At 44.4% G+C, this 17,352-nt stretch carries 10 protein-coding genes; all 10 read right to left on the bottom strand.

Going from position 1 to position 17,352, the window contains the following annotated elements; all coding sequences use genetic code 11:
* Nucleotide 1 precedes the first annotated feature (1 nt).
* The 10 genes from ACK8P8_RS08975 to ffh all read right to left on the bottom strand — a co-directional run bounded on the left by ACK8P8_RS08975 (nt 2) and on the right by ffh (nt 17,255).
* Entirely contained in the window at nt 2–2,512 is a 2,511-nt protein-coding gene (locus ACK8P8_RS08975) for a zinc-dependent metalloprotease (protein ID WP_369858982.1), read from the bottom strand.
* Nucleotides 2,513–2,523: 11 nt separating this feature from the next.
* On the bottom strand, nt 2,524–5,112 hold the full coding sequence (locus ACK8P8_RS08970; protein WP_369858983.1) for a zinc-dependent metalloprotease: 2,589 nt from the start codon (nt 5,110–5,112) through the stop codon (nt 2,524–2,526).
* A gap of 119 nt (nt 5,113–5,231) precedes the next feature.
* Nucleotides 5,232–6,149, bottom strand: coding sequence for a hypothetical protein (locus ACK8P8_RS08965; RefSeq protein ID WP_369858984.1), 918 nt, complete (start codon nt 6,147–6,149; stop codon nt 5,232–5,234).
* A gap of 24 nt (nt 6,150–6,173) precedes the next feature.
* A complete protein-coding gene (locus tag ACK8P8_RS08960) occupies nt 6,174–7,643 on the bottom strand; it encodes a RagB/SusD family nutrient uptake outer membrane protein (RefSeq protein ID WP_369858985.1) in 1,470 nt (489 codons plus the stop codon).
* Nucleotides 7,644–7,653: 10 nt separating this feature from the next.
* Nucleotides 7,654–11,325: a SusC/RagA family TonB-linked outer membrane protein gene (locus ACK8P8_RS08955; protein WP_410025792.1), complete on the bottom strand. Its 3,672-nt coding sequence runs from the start codon at nt 11,323–11,325 to the stop codon at nt 7,654–7,656.
* A 159-nt stretch (nt 11,326–11,484) separates the two neighbouring features.
* On the bottom strand, nt 11,485–12,648 hold the full coding sequence (locus ACK8P8_RS08950; RefSeq protein WP_410025791.1) for a FecR domain-containing protein: 1,164 nt from the start codon (nt 12,646–12,648) through the stop codon (nt 11,485–11,487).
* Between the two features lie 279 nt (nt 12,649–12,927).
* A complete protein-coding gene (locus ACK8P8_RS08945; protein WP_141561002.1) occupies nt 12,928–13,470 on the bottom strand; it encodes an RNA polymerase sigma-70 factor in 543 nt (180 codons plus the stop codon).
* 122 nt (nt 13,471–13,592) lie between these two features.
* Entirely contained in the window at nt 13,593–14,825 is a 1,233-nt protein-coding gene (locus ACK8P8_RS08940) for a spore maturation protein (RefSeq protein WP_099294096.1), read from the bottom strand.
* Nucleotides 14,826–14,914: 89 nt separating this feature from the next.
* Nucleotides 14,915–15,790: a bifunctional methylenetetrahydrofolate dehydrogenase/methenyltetrahydrofolate cyclohydrolase FolD gene (folD, locus tag ACK8P8_RS08935; protein ID WP_099294098.1), complete on the bottom strand. Its 876-nt coding sequence runs from the start codon at nt 15,788–15,790 to the stop codon at nt 14,915–14,917.
* A 139-nt stretch (nt 15,791–15,929) separates the two neighbouring features.
* Nucleotides 15,930–17,255 (bottom strand): signal recognition particle protein, encoded by a 1,326-nt coding sequence (gene ffh, locus ACK8P8_RS08930; protein ID WP_099294100.1) that lies wholly within the window; start codon nt 17,253–17,255, stop codon nt 15,930–15,932.
* Between the last annotated feature and the right edge of the window lie 97 nt (nt 17,256–17,352).

Here is a 17,352-nt window from a genome sequence, read left to right as displayed (position 1 = left end):
ATTATTTATATTTTTCTTCTAATATTTTCTCCGTAACCAAAAGCATCGCCCGGTAGTGCGGACGTTCTTCATCCCGTACCGCAGCAACCTTTTGTTTCAACATCCTGTTGCACTCTTTCACCAGTTTATAGTAATAAATCGCCTCGTTCTCCAACACTCGGGTTTCAATCATCCGTTGCCAGCCGTAGCCATTACCGAATGCCGTCAAATCCACCTCTTCCGAAGCGAGTAAAGTGGCAGCCGAGAACTGTTTTCCCCCGATAGTAGCCACCCGGGACTGGCAAGCCCCAAGCCATTCCGTTTGCATCAATTTATCGACTAGCGTCAACTCCTTGTTTTCCATGACCGTTTTCCACACCTCATCATACACGTCCTGCATAAACTCTTCCATCGAGTAAGGATCATCAGACAAATGCGCAGACAATGCCACGTAAGATTTACGGGCGAGTAAACGGGAAATCACATTGGAACGGGTTCTCCACGAATCGGGCAAACCCAAAGAGAACTTTTCCCATAATTCCCGGTTGTCCAACCATTCACTATCTCGCAATTGCCGCATAATCCACGGCACGGCGCACTTCTGCCGCTCTCTAGCCACCGGACAGAAACGCTCTCCGGGGGTTCCCTCCTTTACCTTCGTTAAATATATCCCGCCCACGTGAACGAGAGCGCTCATCAGATAGCGCTCGTATTGCGTCACCAACGCCGAGTACAACTGCCGACGATAAGCGGCATCCGAATCATCTTCTATCCAATCCTTTAAACGTGAAACAATATACCGCAAATTCGCTATCCCGTAATCACCCGCCTTCAACACGTCATCCCCCAAATCATTTTCCAATGAAGACGGATCGTAAGCACTCATCCATTGCTGTTTCCCGAAACGATAGACCGGATTTCCCGCCTTTTCATCTATCCATGCTTCCAGCACCCGGGATTCCTCCTCGAAAGAAGCCATATCCCACAAAGGCGTGTACAACCACCGGATAACAAATTCATCATACTCACCCAAATCCGGCGGAGTTAATCGTACACCCCGATCTCCCGGTTGAGCCACGTAATTATATTGCAACCGATCCATGATCGAAGGTGTAATACCATATTTCAAGGTAAAAGAAGCTGAACGCAACGAATCGACCGGGTAAGCGTAAGAAGCAGCCAGATTATTCATCAGCCCCAGACAGTTCCCCATTTTCTGTGCTGCCATAGCTTCCAACGACTCGCCAATCACCTCGTCCGGTATCTTCTTTGCCCTCACGTTAGAGTCTATTTGTGCCGTCTGCACGAACCGATCCCGCTGAATCGCTTTTACCACGTCGTTGAATATTAATATCCGGGCATTCAATATCTCACCCGATGACGGGTCTACCCAAAAAGGACCGACACCCTCTTCCAACGTGAAAGGAATATACCTCACACACGAGTATTTCAGGTTATCGGGATCAAAATCAGAGTCGTCCGTCGGGAAATCCCTCACTTGAATCACGTTCTTGAAACCGATCTTCTCGAAAGCCTTGTTCCATCTCAATATCCCCCTCTTGATTGGTTCTTTCCACCCTTCCGGAAAATGATTGTCCACGTACATGACGATCGGCTTCATCGGTTCCGTGAGTTCACCCCGCTTGTAAGCCTCCGCGTCCCGGGGTTCGACACGCCACCGCCGGGCAAGCGAATAGGAACGTATAGCCTCACCCTCGACCGGAATATGTTCTCGTTCCGTCAGAAACAACCCAAGACGGGAATCCGACAAACGGGGACGCATCTTATCCTCCGGCAACAACATCAATGTCCGGGTTACCTCCACGGTTACCGGCTCCTGCTTCATCACCGGAAATATAAAATAGTAAGCACTAATCGAGTAGGACAGCGAAGACCTTACCGACACGTTATCGTCAAATGCCTTGACCTCACCCAAATGAGAATAAGCAGGCGTCATCTTTCCCGTGATCCGGAATTGCCCGGAAGCCGGAACGATCGGGGTAAGCTCCCGCACGTCCGAAATAAATAAAGATGTCACATCGAAAACAACTGCCGAACTATCCCGATTATATGCCAAAATCTTATAACCATACAATATCGGATCACTATACCCCTGTGCCATCACTTGCCTCATCCGGGGATTATTCTCGTCTACTGTCACGGAAGTTGCCACCAGTCGCAATTGCACCGTGCTGTCCTGTATCATGAAGCGCACGTGCATCCCTCCACCGGGCGCATATCCGCTCACGGCAGCCAGATTGTCACTCGTCCCGGAAGTAGCCGAGGCAAGCAACATATCCCGTCCCATCCACTTCAACGGCATCTCGAAATAAAGTTTCCCGTCCATCTTATGCAATGTCATAAAATCACCGGAAACTGTTATATATTTTTTACCTTGAAACAGTTTCTCGTATTTCCCCGGTTGCACCGTCTCCTCTTTTTTCCGCTTCTTTCGTTCGGAAGCAGACACGGTAGAAACAGACCAAAAGCCCAGAGCAACCAAAACTATACAAGGTATTATCCACTTTCTCATAATCATCTGTTTTAATTCATTCCCGCCTGTTTACCCAAAACCTGCTTTATCATGAACAGCATCGCTTGATAATGCGTTTGATCCTTTCCCGTGAAACTTTCCATCTTTTCCTCCAGCAAACGCTTTATTTTAAACATAGCCTCTAAATAATAAGTCGGCATCTCTTCCAACGCCCGGGTATCCACCACTCGTTGCCACCCGTACCCATTCCCGAAACGGGACAATTCATGTTGCCGTATCACGCCGATATACCGCTCCGTCATTCCCGTCGGGTCCAATCCATAACACCACGTATCCAACAACGTCGGACAATCTCCATCTGTCAAGCCAACCCGACTTCCAACCATCGTTTTCATCGGTTCCTCCGACTGTTTCACGAATAGCGATTGCAGGATCATATCTCCCGCCGTCAATTCCCGTCCCTCGATAGCACTCACCCATATCCCCGCATACAGATCATTGAAATAATCCCCGACCGGATATCCTCCCGCGAGTGAAGCCGACAAGGTAACCCGGCTACACGAGGCGATCAGTTGCTTGCCGATAATCTCTGTCAAATTCACGGACGAAGCCATTCCCAACGGGAATTTCCGTAACACAAGCGGATCATCCAACCACGCCATATCCCTCAACTGCTCGAACACCCATTTCACAGAAGCTTTTTGTATTTCAGCGGGTACCGGTCGATAGCGTTTATAAAAACTTTCCTCTTTGGCGTCGGAAAGATATATTCCCCCTATATTATAGGTCACGTTCCGGATATAGCGATAGTATTGATTTACAATATAATCATACAATTGCTGACGATACTCCGCCGCCGGATCATCTTCAATCCATTCATTCAACCGGGCAAGGATATATTTCAGATTCCGTATACCGTATTCTCCCGCTTTCATAGGATCATCTCCCAAGTCCTCCTCGATTGCGGACGGATCATAACGCCCCATAAGTTGCTGTCTTCCGAAACGATACATCGGATTATCCGCTTTCTCGTCCACCCAACTTTCCAATACCTTCGCCTCGTCCCATATCGAAGTCGTCCCGTAAACAGGCGTGTACAACCACCGGATAACAAATTCGTCATACACTCCTAAATCCGGGGGTGTCAGCTTCACTCCCGCATCACCGGGCTGCGCCACGTAATTAAAGCGGGCATAATCCATAATCGAAGGTGTCGTACCATATTTCCCCGTGAACCCGACCGAACGCAATGAATCCACGGGATAAGCACTCGATGCCGCCATATTATGCATCAGTCCCAAACAATGTCCCACCTCGTGTGCCACGACGTAACTCAACGATTCGTGTAATACCGCTTCCGACAACACCTTTCCCCGTACCGACGGGTCTACCTGTGCCGTCTGCACGAAGCGCCAGCCCCGAATCATCTCGATCACGTTATTATAAATCAATACACTCGCGTTCAATATTTCTCCGGTAGACGGGTCTACCCACGAGGGTCCCATGGCATTAGCCACCCCTGTCGGCACGTAGCGAATACAGGAATACGTCAAGTTATCGGGATCAAACGAACGATCATCCCGGGGAAAATCCCGTACTTGCATCACGTTTTTAAAACCGATCTTCTCAAAGGCACGATTCCATTTCAATACCCCTTCCCGTATCGGCTTTTTCCAAGCCTCCGGGAAAAGTGTATCCACGTAAAAAACAATAGGCTTCACGGGTTCTACCGGTTTTCCCCGTCGATAAGCCTCTTCGTCCCGAGGCTCCAAACGCCAACGATTGGCATAAGTACATTTTCTTACCTCTTCACCCCGCTCCGACAGATAACGCTTTTGCGTCAGAAATACCCCTAATCTCAAATCAGAAATCCGGGGACGCATCCTCTTTTCCGGTAACAACAACAAAGTCCGGGTTACCTCCACGTTCAGCGGTTGATCTTTCACCAACGCCATCCGGTCATAAGTAACCGAATAATTATACATCAATCGTGATTTCACAGACACGTTATCTTCAAACGCCTTTAATTCCAGCACAGAAGACAGATTACCATTATAAGAAGCCGTCACCTTCATTCCCCCACTCTCGTCGGGTATCGGTGACAACTGAGGTTCTTCGTTCAAAAACATCCCCGTCATCTCGAACACCACCGCCAAACTATCCGGCGTATACGCCAATACCTTGTAAGCCGCCGCTACCGGATCACTGTAATTCTGTCGAATAATCTGTTCCATCTTCTCTTTATCCCCATCCGCAGCTATCCAAGCATTCACCTTCCTCAACTGTACCATACCGTTCTCCAACGTGAACCGGACATGCAAGGGAGTATTCTCTTTATAACCATTCGTGCATACTGTGTTATCCGTGGAAACCGTAGTCGTAGAAGCAAGTAACAACTCTCTCCCCATCAGTCGCAAAGGATATTCCAAATAAACCTTTCCGTCCATTTTATGTACCGCCATAAATTTACTGATAGCGGTTTCATATCTTTTCCCTTTAAATAATTTATCGTACTCGCTCAACTCCACCTTTACCTCCGCCTTGCCTTTCTTCTTCTTTTTCCAGAATCCGGCATCCGCAGAACAAGGGCAAGCCAACAAATACACTAACCACACACCCCATACTAACCATTTACTCATACATCTTTTTTTAATACGTCGAACCAAACACCCCTCTTTTTAAACACAAAGAGTTTTTAATTCAAGGTGTTATCTTTAGGATAACACCTTGAAAAACATCATATCAATAAAACTCAACACTATTTAAATCTGGCTTTTATATCCGCCACGACTTTCTTCATCAAGTCATACTTTTTTAGCACGTAAGGATAATCTTTATATTTCTCCTTGAAAGCCACATCGTCATTCATGTACACCTCGGTCACGTAATCCATCACGTCCCGCTGTTCCGTTACAGTAAAACAAGTATTTGCATTATTGGCCTCTTTTCTATCAAAAGATAAGAATCCGTAATTCTCCACAGGAGCCATTTTAGGGCTAGAATTCAACAGCAATCGGAATGAGTACAAAGTTCCTGTCGGATTCACTTCTTTTCTCGATACATTAATGAATGATTCCAGTTCCACCATACAACTATCTGCCAAATATGCCCCAATCTGTTCCCCAACAACTTCCATTGCTAACCGTTTCAATTCCGCATCACTCATGTCTTTCAGTTTTTCCACGCAAGAAACCAACGTTGTCATCATCCCTCGGAAACAATTTGCTTCATAAGAAGACACATTCGATAAAGTTATTTTTTTCACTAGCAAGAAACAACGCGGGTATAATACAGGAGAAATCAACTCCGGCATCACTCTTTCGCCAATCAATTTCACTCCATTTATTAAATCATCCTCTTGCTCACTCAACTCAAACGTTGTTTTCTTAAACATAGTCTCGATCGTGTAATCCGGATTAATCACCTCGTAATATATCACCGGTTCCCCGAAAGCATCTACCCCCCGGTTTTGACTTCCTATCGTATCTTTATAAAAGATAGGAATTCCATATTCTTTGTACACTAGATACCTTTGATGATCCAATGGATTTTCAGAATCTTCCAGAACATACCAATTCCGATCCAAGTACGACGGGCTTATATCATTTTCTTTATAACAACTGCCAAAAAGAAATAACCCACATATATATCCTAAAAATAATATTTTTGCTTTCATACTCTTTCTTTATATTTTTCACATTTATCTCTCCGGACGCATATTGTTTTTCAAAGCCCCTTCATTCGATATAAGCGCACTACTCGGGAATGGCATCAACCATCCTCCATCACCCGGGTATTCCTCTAATACATATGTTTTCTCAAGCATGACACTACTTCCTGTCCAAGTATAGTAAGGATGTTCTATCCTTGTCTTTTTCGGATATTTGGGATGTACCGCATAACGCTTCAAATCAAACCAGCGTTGTCCCATAAAACAAAGTTCCCGACGCCGTTCCTCCCTGATAAATTTAACCAAGTCTTCTCCCGTCAAATTTATTGTTCCGGCATCAAGCATTCTCTTTACTCGTAATTCTTGTAACGTTTCGATAGCCTCATCTGGTCGATCCAACATCGCCAAAGCCTCTGCTTTATTCAAGTATACCTCCGGAAAAGACAGACTAATACTATGTACTTCGTTATTACCGGATTTTACCCAACCAAAATAACTTCCTGAATAATACCTAAAGAAGTGAGAATCCTTACCCGAATTAAACCTCAAATCATTCACGGCATCATAACAATTTAGTAAATCTGAAGAAACTGCTATGGATTCTGCCGTAGTCTGGAACAACGTCGGACCATAACTATTCGTAAAAACACACTCACTTGATATTTGTTTTCTCTGTATAGTATAAAAAGCACTCACAGTCATCGCATTCAAATCATACAAAACCAAATCACCCGGTTTCTCCAAAATAGCATTACATTGCTCCAACGCTAACTCATACTGATTCATGTACAAATACGTTTTAGCCAATAAAGCACGGGCGGCATTTTGATTCGCTCTCCGAGTCGAAGGTTGTACAACCCCCTCCAAATAAACAATTGCTTCTTTAGCATCTTTTACTATCTGTTGATAACATTCTTCTACGCTATTCCTACTATATCCTTTATCTTCAATATAATCCGTCAATTTAATCGGCACACCTAAATCCGAGGAAGCCGATGAAGGATTATAAGGATGTCCCCAGATATTGACCAAGTAGAAGTAATAAAATGCTCTTAGGAAAAAAGCTTCACCCTTAATCCGGCTATACTCCTTTTCATCCTTGAATCGTTCGATCTCACCCAAAATTACATTCGCCATACCTATACAGCTATAGAGCTTACTCCACCCCATCGCACCAGCCCACAAATTGGGTTGGTCGTCATTGAAAGGATAAGAATCCCATCTGTAAAAATACCGCATAAAATTAAAGATAACGGTACTGTAATCCGTTGGAGCCCTCATTAAAAAATGTGTCACATCATCATCCATCATATCCAACCATACAAAACGATATGGATCTCCGGTTGTATTTTTCTGCAAGTATCCGTTTCCGATCAACAACTCATCCAAATCCTGAGTTGTATGAACATAACTCAAATTCTGTGACTCCTCCTCCAGAAACTCACCGCAGGAAGAAATTACCAAAAGTAACGCTATCACATATAGATATATTTTATTCATATTCTTTCTATTAAAATGAAACATTTAAACTAAATGAATATGTCGGTCGCAACGACATCGATATCGTAGAGGCACTTCCCGATTGTGTAGTCGGATCCTGACCTTTCAGTTTTTTGCTACAGAACGTGTGCAAATTAGTTCCGGTTAAAGACACATAAGCTGATTTCATGTGAATCTTCTTACAAATAGCCTCGGGCAAATTATAACGGATTGAAACGTTTTGAATCTTCAAATAATCACCACTTACAACTCTGATATTCGAGTAATCATACATTTGCCAAATATTCTCGGCAATCTTCTTTCTATCGACAGATTCATTATATGCATCTTTCAACCACCAAGGCCCACTCGCACCAACAGTCAGCATAAATTCCGAATTATTCAATATACTCGGGATATTTGTATACTGTTCGTCACCAGGCTGCCGCCAACGTTTCAAAAACTCCTTCCGAACATTTTCCATCGGACTCGGAGCTAAAGTTGAATTCTCTCCTGAAATCCCCGAGTACAATTTCAACAAACGCACTTTAGAACCAAGACTATACGATAGATTTATCGAAAGTGTAAATCGATTATACGAGATACTATTCAATATACCGCCCTGCAAATAAGGTACTCGTGTACCAGAATATTCCATAACCGACATATATCGCTCTTCATTTGTCATTATCTTAAACTGTTCTCCATAATCAACAGCGTCATCCCCCTCCCCTATCGTTTGTTCCAGGTTCGGGAACATCGGACGCCCGTCTTTCGGATCTAAGCCCATGAAACGGTAAGAATAAAAACCATTCAACGAACGTTTCACAGTTTGCACCGTACCATTCAGGTAATCCGAGTAAGTAATATCTTTATCATCCCGTACCGTTTTATCCTTCGTTTTCACGGCTTTATCGATCAATTTATTCATCACTTGCCCTAACTGGGGATCAAAACGCCAACGAAAACCTTTTCCGTCTGCCCCCATCGTGTTGATAGGTGTAAAATTCAAAGAGATCTCTACTCCTTGATTCGTGATTGTTCCTTGGTTCACAGTGTACCCTGTCACCCCATTCACTTCCGAAATACTTTTTTGCATATAAGCATCCGTGGTTTTCCGGTAATAATAAGATAAAGAACCATTTATCTTTCTTTTGAACAACGCAAAATCAACACTCACGTTTGTACTTGCCGTTTTCTCCCATTTCAAGTCCGGATTCGGGAATTGCGACACGGAAGAATACAATTCGTTGAACAGCGTACTACTTGCTTCCTTTTTAATAACTAACCGAGGCGATACCTGAGGTACATTCCCCTGATAACCGAAAGAAGCTCGTAAGGAAAGGTCATTAATCCATGACACCTCCTTCAACACATTCTCCGACAAATTCCAACGTCCAGCAACCGCCCATATCGGAAAAAATTTATCCTTCGCCCTATTTCCGAATTCATTAGAAAAATCCGCACGAGCATTGAAACTGAAATTATATATATTCTTATAACTATACCCCGCGGTCAAATAAACTGAAACATCATGTGAATTCTGTGTCGTGTATTGTCCTAAAGCCGCCGGAGTTCTTAACCACTCCAAATATTTCGGATATTCTGAAAAATCGACAGATGCCACCATCTTGCTTCTCTCTTTCATGTATCCCCGAGTTGTCTTAGCATAAGTGTTATACTTGTTTGATTTGATCTCTCCCCCGGCATTTACATTTAACACGTGGAATTCATCCTTATCCAAGGCTTCCCGGTATTCTACCTGCCCCCGAACGGTATAAGCATTCCGCTCCGTACGACTCTCTTTAAGTTCCCCACCGATCGGCAAAGTACTATTCTTCTTAAAATTCACTTCCGTCGCTCCTTCAAACTTTGCCAGACTCCGGGAATAATAAGAATTTTCCCCGTGCCAGACTTCCGAATTTGAATTCGAGAAAGCATACGATAACAGTACCCCTAATTTTAAGGCTGGCAAAACCTGATAATCCACTGTTGCCTGAAACGTCAGACCATTCTGATTGATCTCTTGTGAAGTATTATCCCTATCTTCCAAAATATTTACCATATAATAAGACGGTCCGTCTTCTCCCGGCAATGTCATTGCTTTCCCATAATACCAGTAACTCCCGTCAGGATTACGCACGGGCACCGCCCTACTCGTGTTATAAGCAAATTCGGTAACACCCACATCATTTGGTGTGTATTTTTTCTTAGACACGTTCCCCTGCAACCCGAAACTCACGGTAAACTTATCGAAACTCCCTGATAAATTCAGATTCGTGGTGTACCCCCGGTTCAACTCTCCGCGTACATTTCCTTCCGTGTTGTTCAACCCCAAAGAAGCATAATAACGCAACGCGGACGAACCTCCCGAAAGACTTAAAGTATGCTTGTGAGAGAAAGCATTCTTCATCAAAATATCAAACCAATCCGTGTTCAGCGTTTCATAATAATTCACTTGCCGTTCAAACTCTTCGTAGCTGATCCGGCCATTCAGATACTCCCGGTAAGCCGCCTCGTACCCCACCCACATCGTGTTAGAAGGATAAGCCATCTTTTTTTCAATCATCTCCCGGGAAAGATCTATTCGCTGCTTCGAGTTCATCATATTCACGCTCCTGTCATTATAACTCGGGCGTTGTGTAAATGAACCGGAAAGCGAGTAACTCACCGTCGGAGGTCCTTGCTTACCTTTTTTGGTCGTAATCACAATTACACCGTTCGCAGCCTCTTTACCGTAAATAGCCGTGGCAGAAGCATCCTTCAAGATGTCGATCTGTTCGATATCCTCCGGATTTAATCCGGAAATAGCGTTACCTAACAAGTTCACAAAATCAAGGTCATTAATATCCTGCGGGTCTATATCCACCGGATCTTTCACCACAACCCCGTCCACGACCCAAAGCGGTTCCTGCGAACCCAACACGGTAGAAGTACCACGGATTCTCAAACGGGGAGCCGCACCAATCTGTCCGGTATTCTGCATAAAGATCATACCGGGGACATATCCCTCCAACATCTGGTCAATCGTCTGCAAACCGGGAGTAATGATATCTTCCGCTTTAATCGTTGTGATCGCACTGGCATTCTTGCGGGCATCCACCCTCGTGTATCCTGTGTTGATCACCACTTCCTCCAATTCCGCCACGGTTTCCCGCATCACCACGTTGATCGTGTCCTTGCCCGTGTACTTAATTTCTTGGGTTTCCATTCCGATAAACGAGTATACCAGAATCATGCCTTTGTCCGACTCAACGAAACGGATGGAATAATTCCCGTCCTTGTCCGTCGCCGTACCTAGTTGCAAACCTTTCAACTGCACGGTCACACCGGGTAACGGAAACTTTTTCTCGTCCGTAACTTTCCCTACTACCCGAATCTCTTTCTTCGCTTGCGCAACATCAGCTTTCGGGCGTATTATAATTAAATCCTTATTAAACTCGTAAACAAATCCTGTATTGGCAAAAATCCGGTTCAATACATTTTCCAGATTCTCGTTCTTTGCCTCAACGGTAAACATCCCCAATCTTTGGGTTTGTTCTGCACTAAACACGAAATAAAAACTTGTTTGCCGTTGTATCTCTTCAAACAAAGTTTTCATCGATACCTCTTTCAAACTCAAGTTCACCTTTTCCTTCTGTGCCCGCACGTTAGCGGTCAACGAGAAAGTAAAGAAAACCAATAGAAATAGACATAACTTCATAATCAGAAAAATTTTTCGTCCTATTCCCGGATAGGGGTGAGGGCATAATCGACTTTTTTTCATAAATTTGTAGATTAATCATTAATACTAGCCTTACGCATTGGTGGAACAATAACTAAGGCATACTTTCAACGGGAGGTGGTGGAACACCTTCCGTTTTTATTCCATCACTGTAATTGTTTTGTCCTTTATTATAAACGTAACTCCCATAATTTTACTTATCGCGTCCAAAATCGTATCAATATCTTCGTATTTCTTCATATGCCCCGTGAAACGATGTTTTTTAACACTCTCGTTCGAGTAAAACACATCAACGTCGTACCACAACGAAAGCGTATTCATGATATGCTCCAAGCTCTCGTTTTCGAACATAAACTGCCCGTATCTCCAAGCCACGTAAGGAGCCACATCCACTTTCTCCCGTTTAACAAACTCCCCGTCTGACGAAAACTCGATCAACTCGGAAGGTTCAACCCGGTACACCCGTTTTATCATACGCCCCTCTACCCCTATCGAGCCGGAAACCAAAACTGTCTGTACCCCGTTCCCGTACCGGGTATTCACGTTGAACGACGTCCCGTAAACCTCCAGTTTCGTGACATCCGTTATCACGTAAAATGGTCGCTTAGCATCTTTCGCCACATCAAAATAAGCCTCTCCCGAAAGATATACCGTTCGTTCTTTTTCGTCGAACACGACCGGATATTTCAAACTCGACGCCGCATTCAAATACACCCGCGTACCATCAGCCAGTATCACGTTATACTCTCCACCTCTCGGCGTATTCAAGCGGTTAAAACTCTTACCACTCCTTTTCTTGATCGTATCGGAATACACTATACCGCTTCCCATACTTTGTACCCTTACCCCGGATTGCGAAATATCCAAACGATCGCCCTCCATAGATTCCAAGGCAACCTCTTCCCCGTCTTCCAGTATCAGGACAGCCTTGGATGCACCCGGCACAATTGCCAGCGACACCGACGAGTTCACCTGTTTCACCTCCCTCGTCAGATTCCAAGCCAACACTCCCAACAACGGAATCATAATCACAGCCGCGTATTTCATCACACGCGTAGTCAAAGAACGTTTTCTGTATCCGACCTTTCTCTCGAATTGCCGCAAAGCCTTCACTCGATCCATCTTGTCCCATGCAACCTCTCTCGCCTCCAAAGCTTTCCCTTCCCGGATCTTTTCAAACATCTCTCTGTCCTCGGGATGTGTAGCCAACCATTTCTCCAACTCCTCTCTCTCGGCGGCATCCAAATCCTCGGCAAAATACCGTTGAATAAGTTCTACTATTCTGTAATTACTATTATCCATTTTCGCTTATTTTATACTTAGAACGACAACCATTCAATTTAGGGGGATCGGAAAGGCAAAAATTTAACATTTACAACCTATCTTTATACTCATTTTCTACCGGAATCTAAAAGAAGACGTCCCGCGATCATCGTATAAAGCCGAGTTAAAGTCAAGTCAAAACCGAGTTAAAGCCGACTCCTATCGGCTTTATTCATGGTTTATTCCCCGTGTACGCTTCCGGTAACAGACGATCGGGAATCGTTTTCGAGAAAAATCCCCTAGGTTCTCCTATTAAATTTATATTCCTCCTGCTAGAAAGCCCAACATGTAAAAAGCATCGCCCAAACGCTTCTTGAAATAGCGTATAGATTCTTTTTTTGCCGTTTTTACCGTTTCTATCGATATTCGCAACAAGCGGGCAATCTCCTCATTCTTTTTCCCTTGAAGATGTAATTTAAAAACAATTTTACGACGCTCCGGCAATTCCTCCAGCACTTTTAGGAACAAGCGATATATCTCCTCCTCGGTAATCTTTGTCGCCAGTTCCTCTTCCGTTTCGGGATGCTCCAACATATATGAAATATACTTCCCTTCCACGTTCTTGTGTTTCAAATAATCCAGACAAGCGTGTTTCACGGACGTGTAAAGAAAAGTTTTGAAACCATTGTAAGAAGTATGAACGGTCTTACTCTCCCATAAATTCACGAAAAGTTCCTGCACCAGATCCTCGGCTATCTCCACCCGCTCAACATAACGCATGGCGAAGTAGACCAATGAATTGTAAAATTCATTAAACACCTCCCGGTAAGCTTTCGGCTCTTTCGAGTTGATCTGTCTCATAAATTGTTCATCCCAATGCAAAGCCACTTTTTCGTGTATATAAAATTAGCAATACAATAATAATACAAATAAGTCATAAAATCATTACGACAAATGTAATTTATTTACCCGATTGTTGCGAATTATGCAAAAAACAAATATGCCATCACCAAAGCTGCTATAATGCCTGCCAAATCGGCTATCAACCCGCAGGGAATGGCGTATCGGGTATTCTTGATTCCCACTGCCCCAAAATAAACAGCTATAATATAAAAGGTTGTGTCCGTGGCACCTTGAAAAGTCGAAGCCAGTCTTCCCGCGAAAGAATCCGCCCCGAAAGTGTTCATCGTATCAATCATTAATCCCCGCGCCCCGCTACCGCTTAAAGGCTTCATCAACGCTGTCGGCAAAGCGGGGATAAAATCAGCATCCAAGCCACACGCCAAACACAAACGCTCCAAACCGCCCATCAGCATATCCATTGCCCCGGCTGCCCGGAACACACCCACGGCGACAAGTATCGCCACGAGGTAAGGAATAATCTTTACCGCAATGGAAAATCCCTCTTTCGCCCCGTCGATAAAAGCATCGTATACATTAATTTTACGCCATGCCCCCATGCCGATAAAAGACACGATAATCGAAAACAAAATCACATTACTGGCTACCGTTGAGACAGTAGTGATCGTTTCTTTATCCAAACCCGAAAAGTACCAAATCAAGCCACCTACGGCCAAAGTACCTCCCCCGAGATAAGCCATTACTACCCGGTTGAACAAGTTCAATTTCTGATAAATCGCCACCGCAATCAACCCGGCAATTGTGGAAACATACGTGGCTAAAAGAATCGGGATAAATATATCCGCCGGGTTGGCTGCTCCCATCTGTGCCCGGTAGACCATCACCGACACGGGAATAATCGTCAGCCCGGAAGTATTCAACACCAAAAACATGATCTGTGCATCGGACGCCCTGTCCTTTCGCAGGTTCACCTCCTGCATCTGTTGCATTGCCCGCAATCCCACGGGCGTAGCCGCATTATCCAGTCCCAGCATATTCGCAGCTATATTCATCATGATGGAACCGTATGCCGGACTATCAGGCGGTAACTCCGGGAACAATTTCCGGAAGAAAGGACTGATCAACCATGACATCACTTTCACCGCCCCTCCTCGTTCTCCGATTTTCATGATTCCCATCCACAAAGTCAATACTCCTGTCAGACCTAACGAGATTTCAAAACCCGTTTTCGACATATCGAAAGTAGCTTTCACGATAGCAGAAAAAACTTCCGTGTCACCCATGAAGAGCAACTTGCAGAGAGCCACCAGAAATGCCGCACCAAAAAAGAATATCCAGATATAATTGAGAACCATAACACGAATTGAAAATTGAAAGTTGAAAATTGAAAATTGGAATGACTAGGGAAGCCATTTTCAACTTTCAATTCTCCATCTTCAATTGTTTAATGTTTTGCCCTGCAAGCCTTCACCGTATTTTGCAACAGGCTTACAATAGTCATCGGTCCCACGCCACCGGGAACCGGAGTTATATAAGAACATTTAGGAGCCACGTGCTCGTAATCCACGTCCCCCACGAGTTGCCAGCCGTTTTTGCTCGTTTCGGACGGCAGACGATGAATACCCACGTCTACCACCACGGCTCCCTCTCTAACCATGTCTTCTTTCAAAAAATGAGGCACACCGATCGCAACAACCAAGATATCGGCTTGCAAAGTAATCTCTTTCAAATTTGCCGTGCGGCTATGGCACAGGGTTACCGTGCAATTGGCATGCTTGGACTTGCGTGACATCAATATAGCCATCGGGGTGCCGACGATATTACTTCGTCCTACCACCACGCAATGTTTTCCTTCCGTCGGTATATTGTAGCGGGCTAACAACTCCACGATTCCCGCCGGAGTAGCAGGCAGATAGGTTGGTAAATCCAACACCATACGTCCCACGTTGCAGGGATGAAAACCATCGACATCCTTATCCGGATTGATACGGTTCAAGACTTTCTCTTCGGAAATATGCTTCGGGAGAGGCAATTGCACGATAAACCCGTCTACATCCGGATCATCGTTCAACTTGTCTATAACTTCCAGTAACTGCTCTTCTGTAATATCATTACCGTATCTCAGTTCCGAACTTTTCATCCCAACCGCCTGACAGGCTTTCACTTTACTAGCCACGTAAGTTTCACTGGCACCGTCATTTCCTACAAGCACAGCCACCAAATGAGGAACTTTCTTTCCCTCCGCCACAAAACGAGCCACCTCGTCCGCAAGTTCCTGTTTTATTTGTGCTGCAATCTTTTTACCGTCAATAATTTCCATCTAATTAATTTTAAATTTTAGATTTTAAATTTTAAATTCTACAAGTCAATTTTAAATTTTAGATTTCAGATTTTAAACCCACAAGTCAGTTTTAGTCCCACGTGGTAATTTAAAATCTAAAATTTAAAATCTAAAATTCCTAGCGTCTCCTCATTGGCGCCTTTCCCATCATCTTACCGCCTTTGGACAACATACGCATCATCTTCTTCGATTCGTCAAATTGTTTCAAGAGGCGATTTACATCTTGAATAGTGGTTCCGCTACCCATGGCAATACGTTTTCGGCGAGAGCCGTTCAGCAATTCGGGGTTCTCGCGTTCGGCAGGAGTCATGGAGTGAATGATTGCTTCGACACCCTTGAACGCATCGTCATCAATATCCACGTCTTTCAATGCCTTGCCCACACCGGGAATCATGGATGCCAGATCCTTGATGTTACCCATTTTCTTGATCTGCTGTATCTGGCTCAAGAAGTCGTTAAAATTAAACTGGTTCTTGGCTATCTTCTTCTGCAATTTCATGGCCTCTTCGGCATCAAATTGCTCTTGTGCTTTCTCCACCAAAGAAACGATATCCCCCATACCCAAGATACGGTCTGCCATACGCTCGGGATGGAATACATCCAAGGCTTCCAGTTTCTCGCCCGTTCCGACAAACTTGATCGGTTTGTTTACAACCGTACGAATCGACAAAGCGGCACCACCGCGAGTATCACCGTCCAACTTCGTCAGTATAACCCCGTCAAAATTCAAGCGGTCATTAAACTCCTTCGCTGTGTTCACGGCATCTTGTCCGGTCATGGAATCCACCACGAAAAGGGTTTCTTCCGGTTCGATCGCTTTTTTGATTGCCGCGATCTCGTTCATCATCTGCTCGTCGATAGCAAGACGTCCGGCAGTATCGACGATAACCACGTCTTTTCCGGTAGCTCGGGCTTCTTTCACGGCGTTTTGGGCAATCTTCACGGGATCGTTATTTCCCACTTCGCTGTATACCGGCACCCCAATCTGCTCTCCCAACACTTTCAACTGCTCGATAGCAGCCGGACGGTACACGTCGCAGGCAACCAGTAAAGGATGTTTCCCCCGTTTCGTTTTCAACAGGTTCGCCAATTTACCGGAAAACGTCGTTTTACCGGAACCTTGAAGACCTGACATCAAAATAATCGCAGGATTCCCTTTTATATTAATATCGACATGGGTACCGCCCATCAACCGGATCAACTCATCGTGAACAATCTTCACCATCATTTGTCCCGGCTTCACGGCAGTCAACACATTCATTCCCAAAGCCTTTTCTTTCACCGTGTTGGTAAACTCCTTCGCAATCTTATAGTTCACGTCGGCATCCAACAATGAACGTCTTACCTCCTTTAACGTTTCTGCCACGTTAATTTCGGTAATCTTTCCCTGCCCTTTTAAAATCTTAAACGATTTCTCTAACCTATCTGATAGATTCTCAAACATAATTATCAATTGAAAATTATTTCTTTACTCCTAATTTATTCATTCCCCGCAAAATTAGTATTTTTAACGGAAAACACATTGCATTTCATTTTCAATT

The organism is Butyricimonas muris, assembly GCF_046365375.1.
In the GTDB taxonomy this organism is placed as follows: domain Bacteria; phylum Bacteroidota; class Bacteroidia; order Bacteroidales; family Marinifilaceae; genus Butyricimonas; species Butyricimonas muris.
Note: the sequence above shows the minus strand (reverse complement) of the source record. Positions and strands in the feature narration are given on the sequence as shown.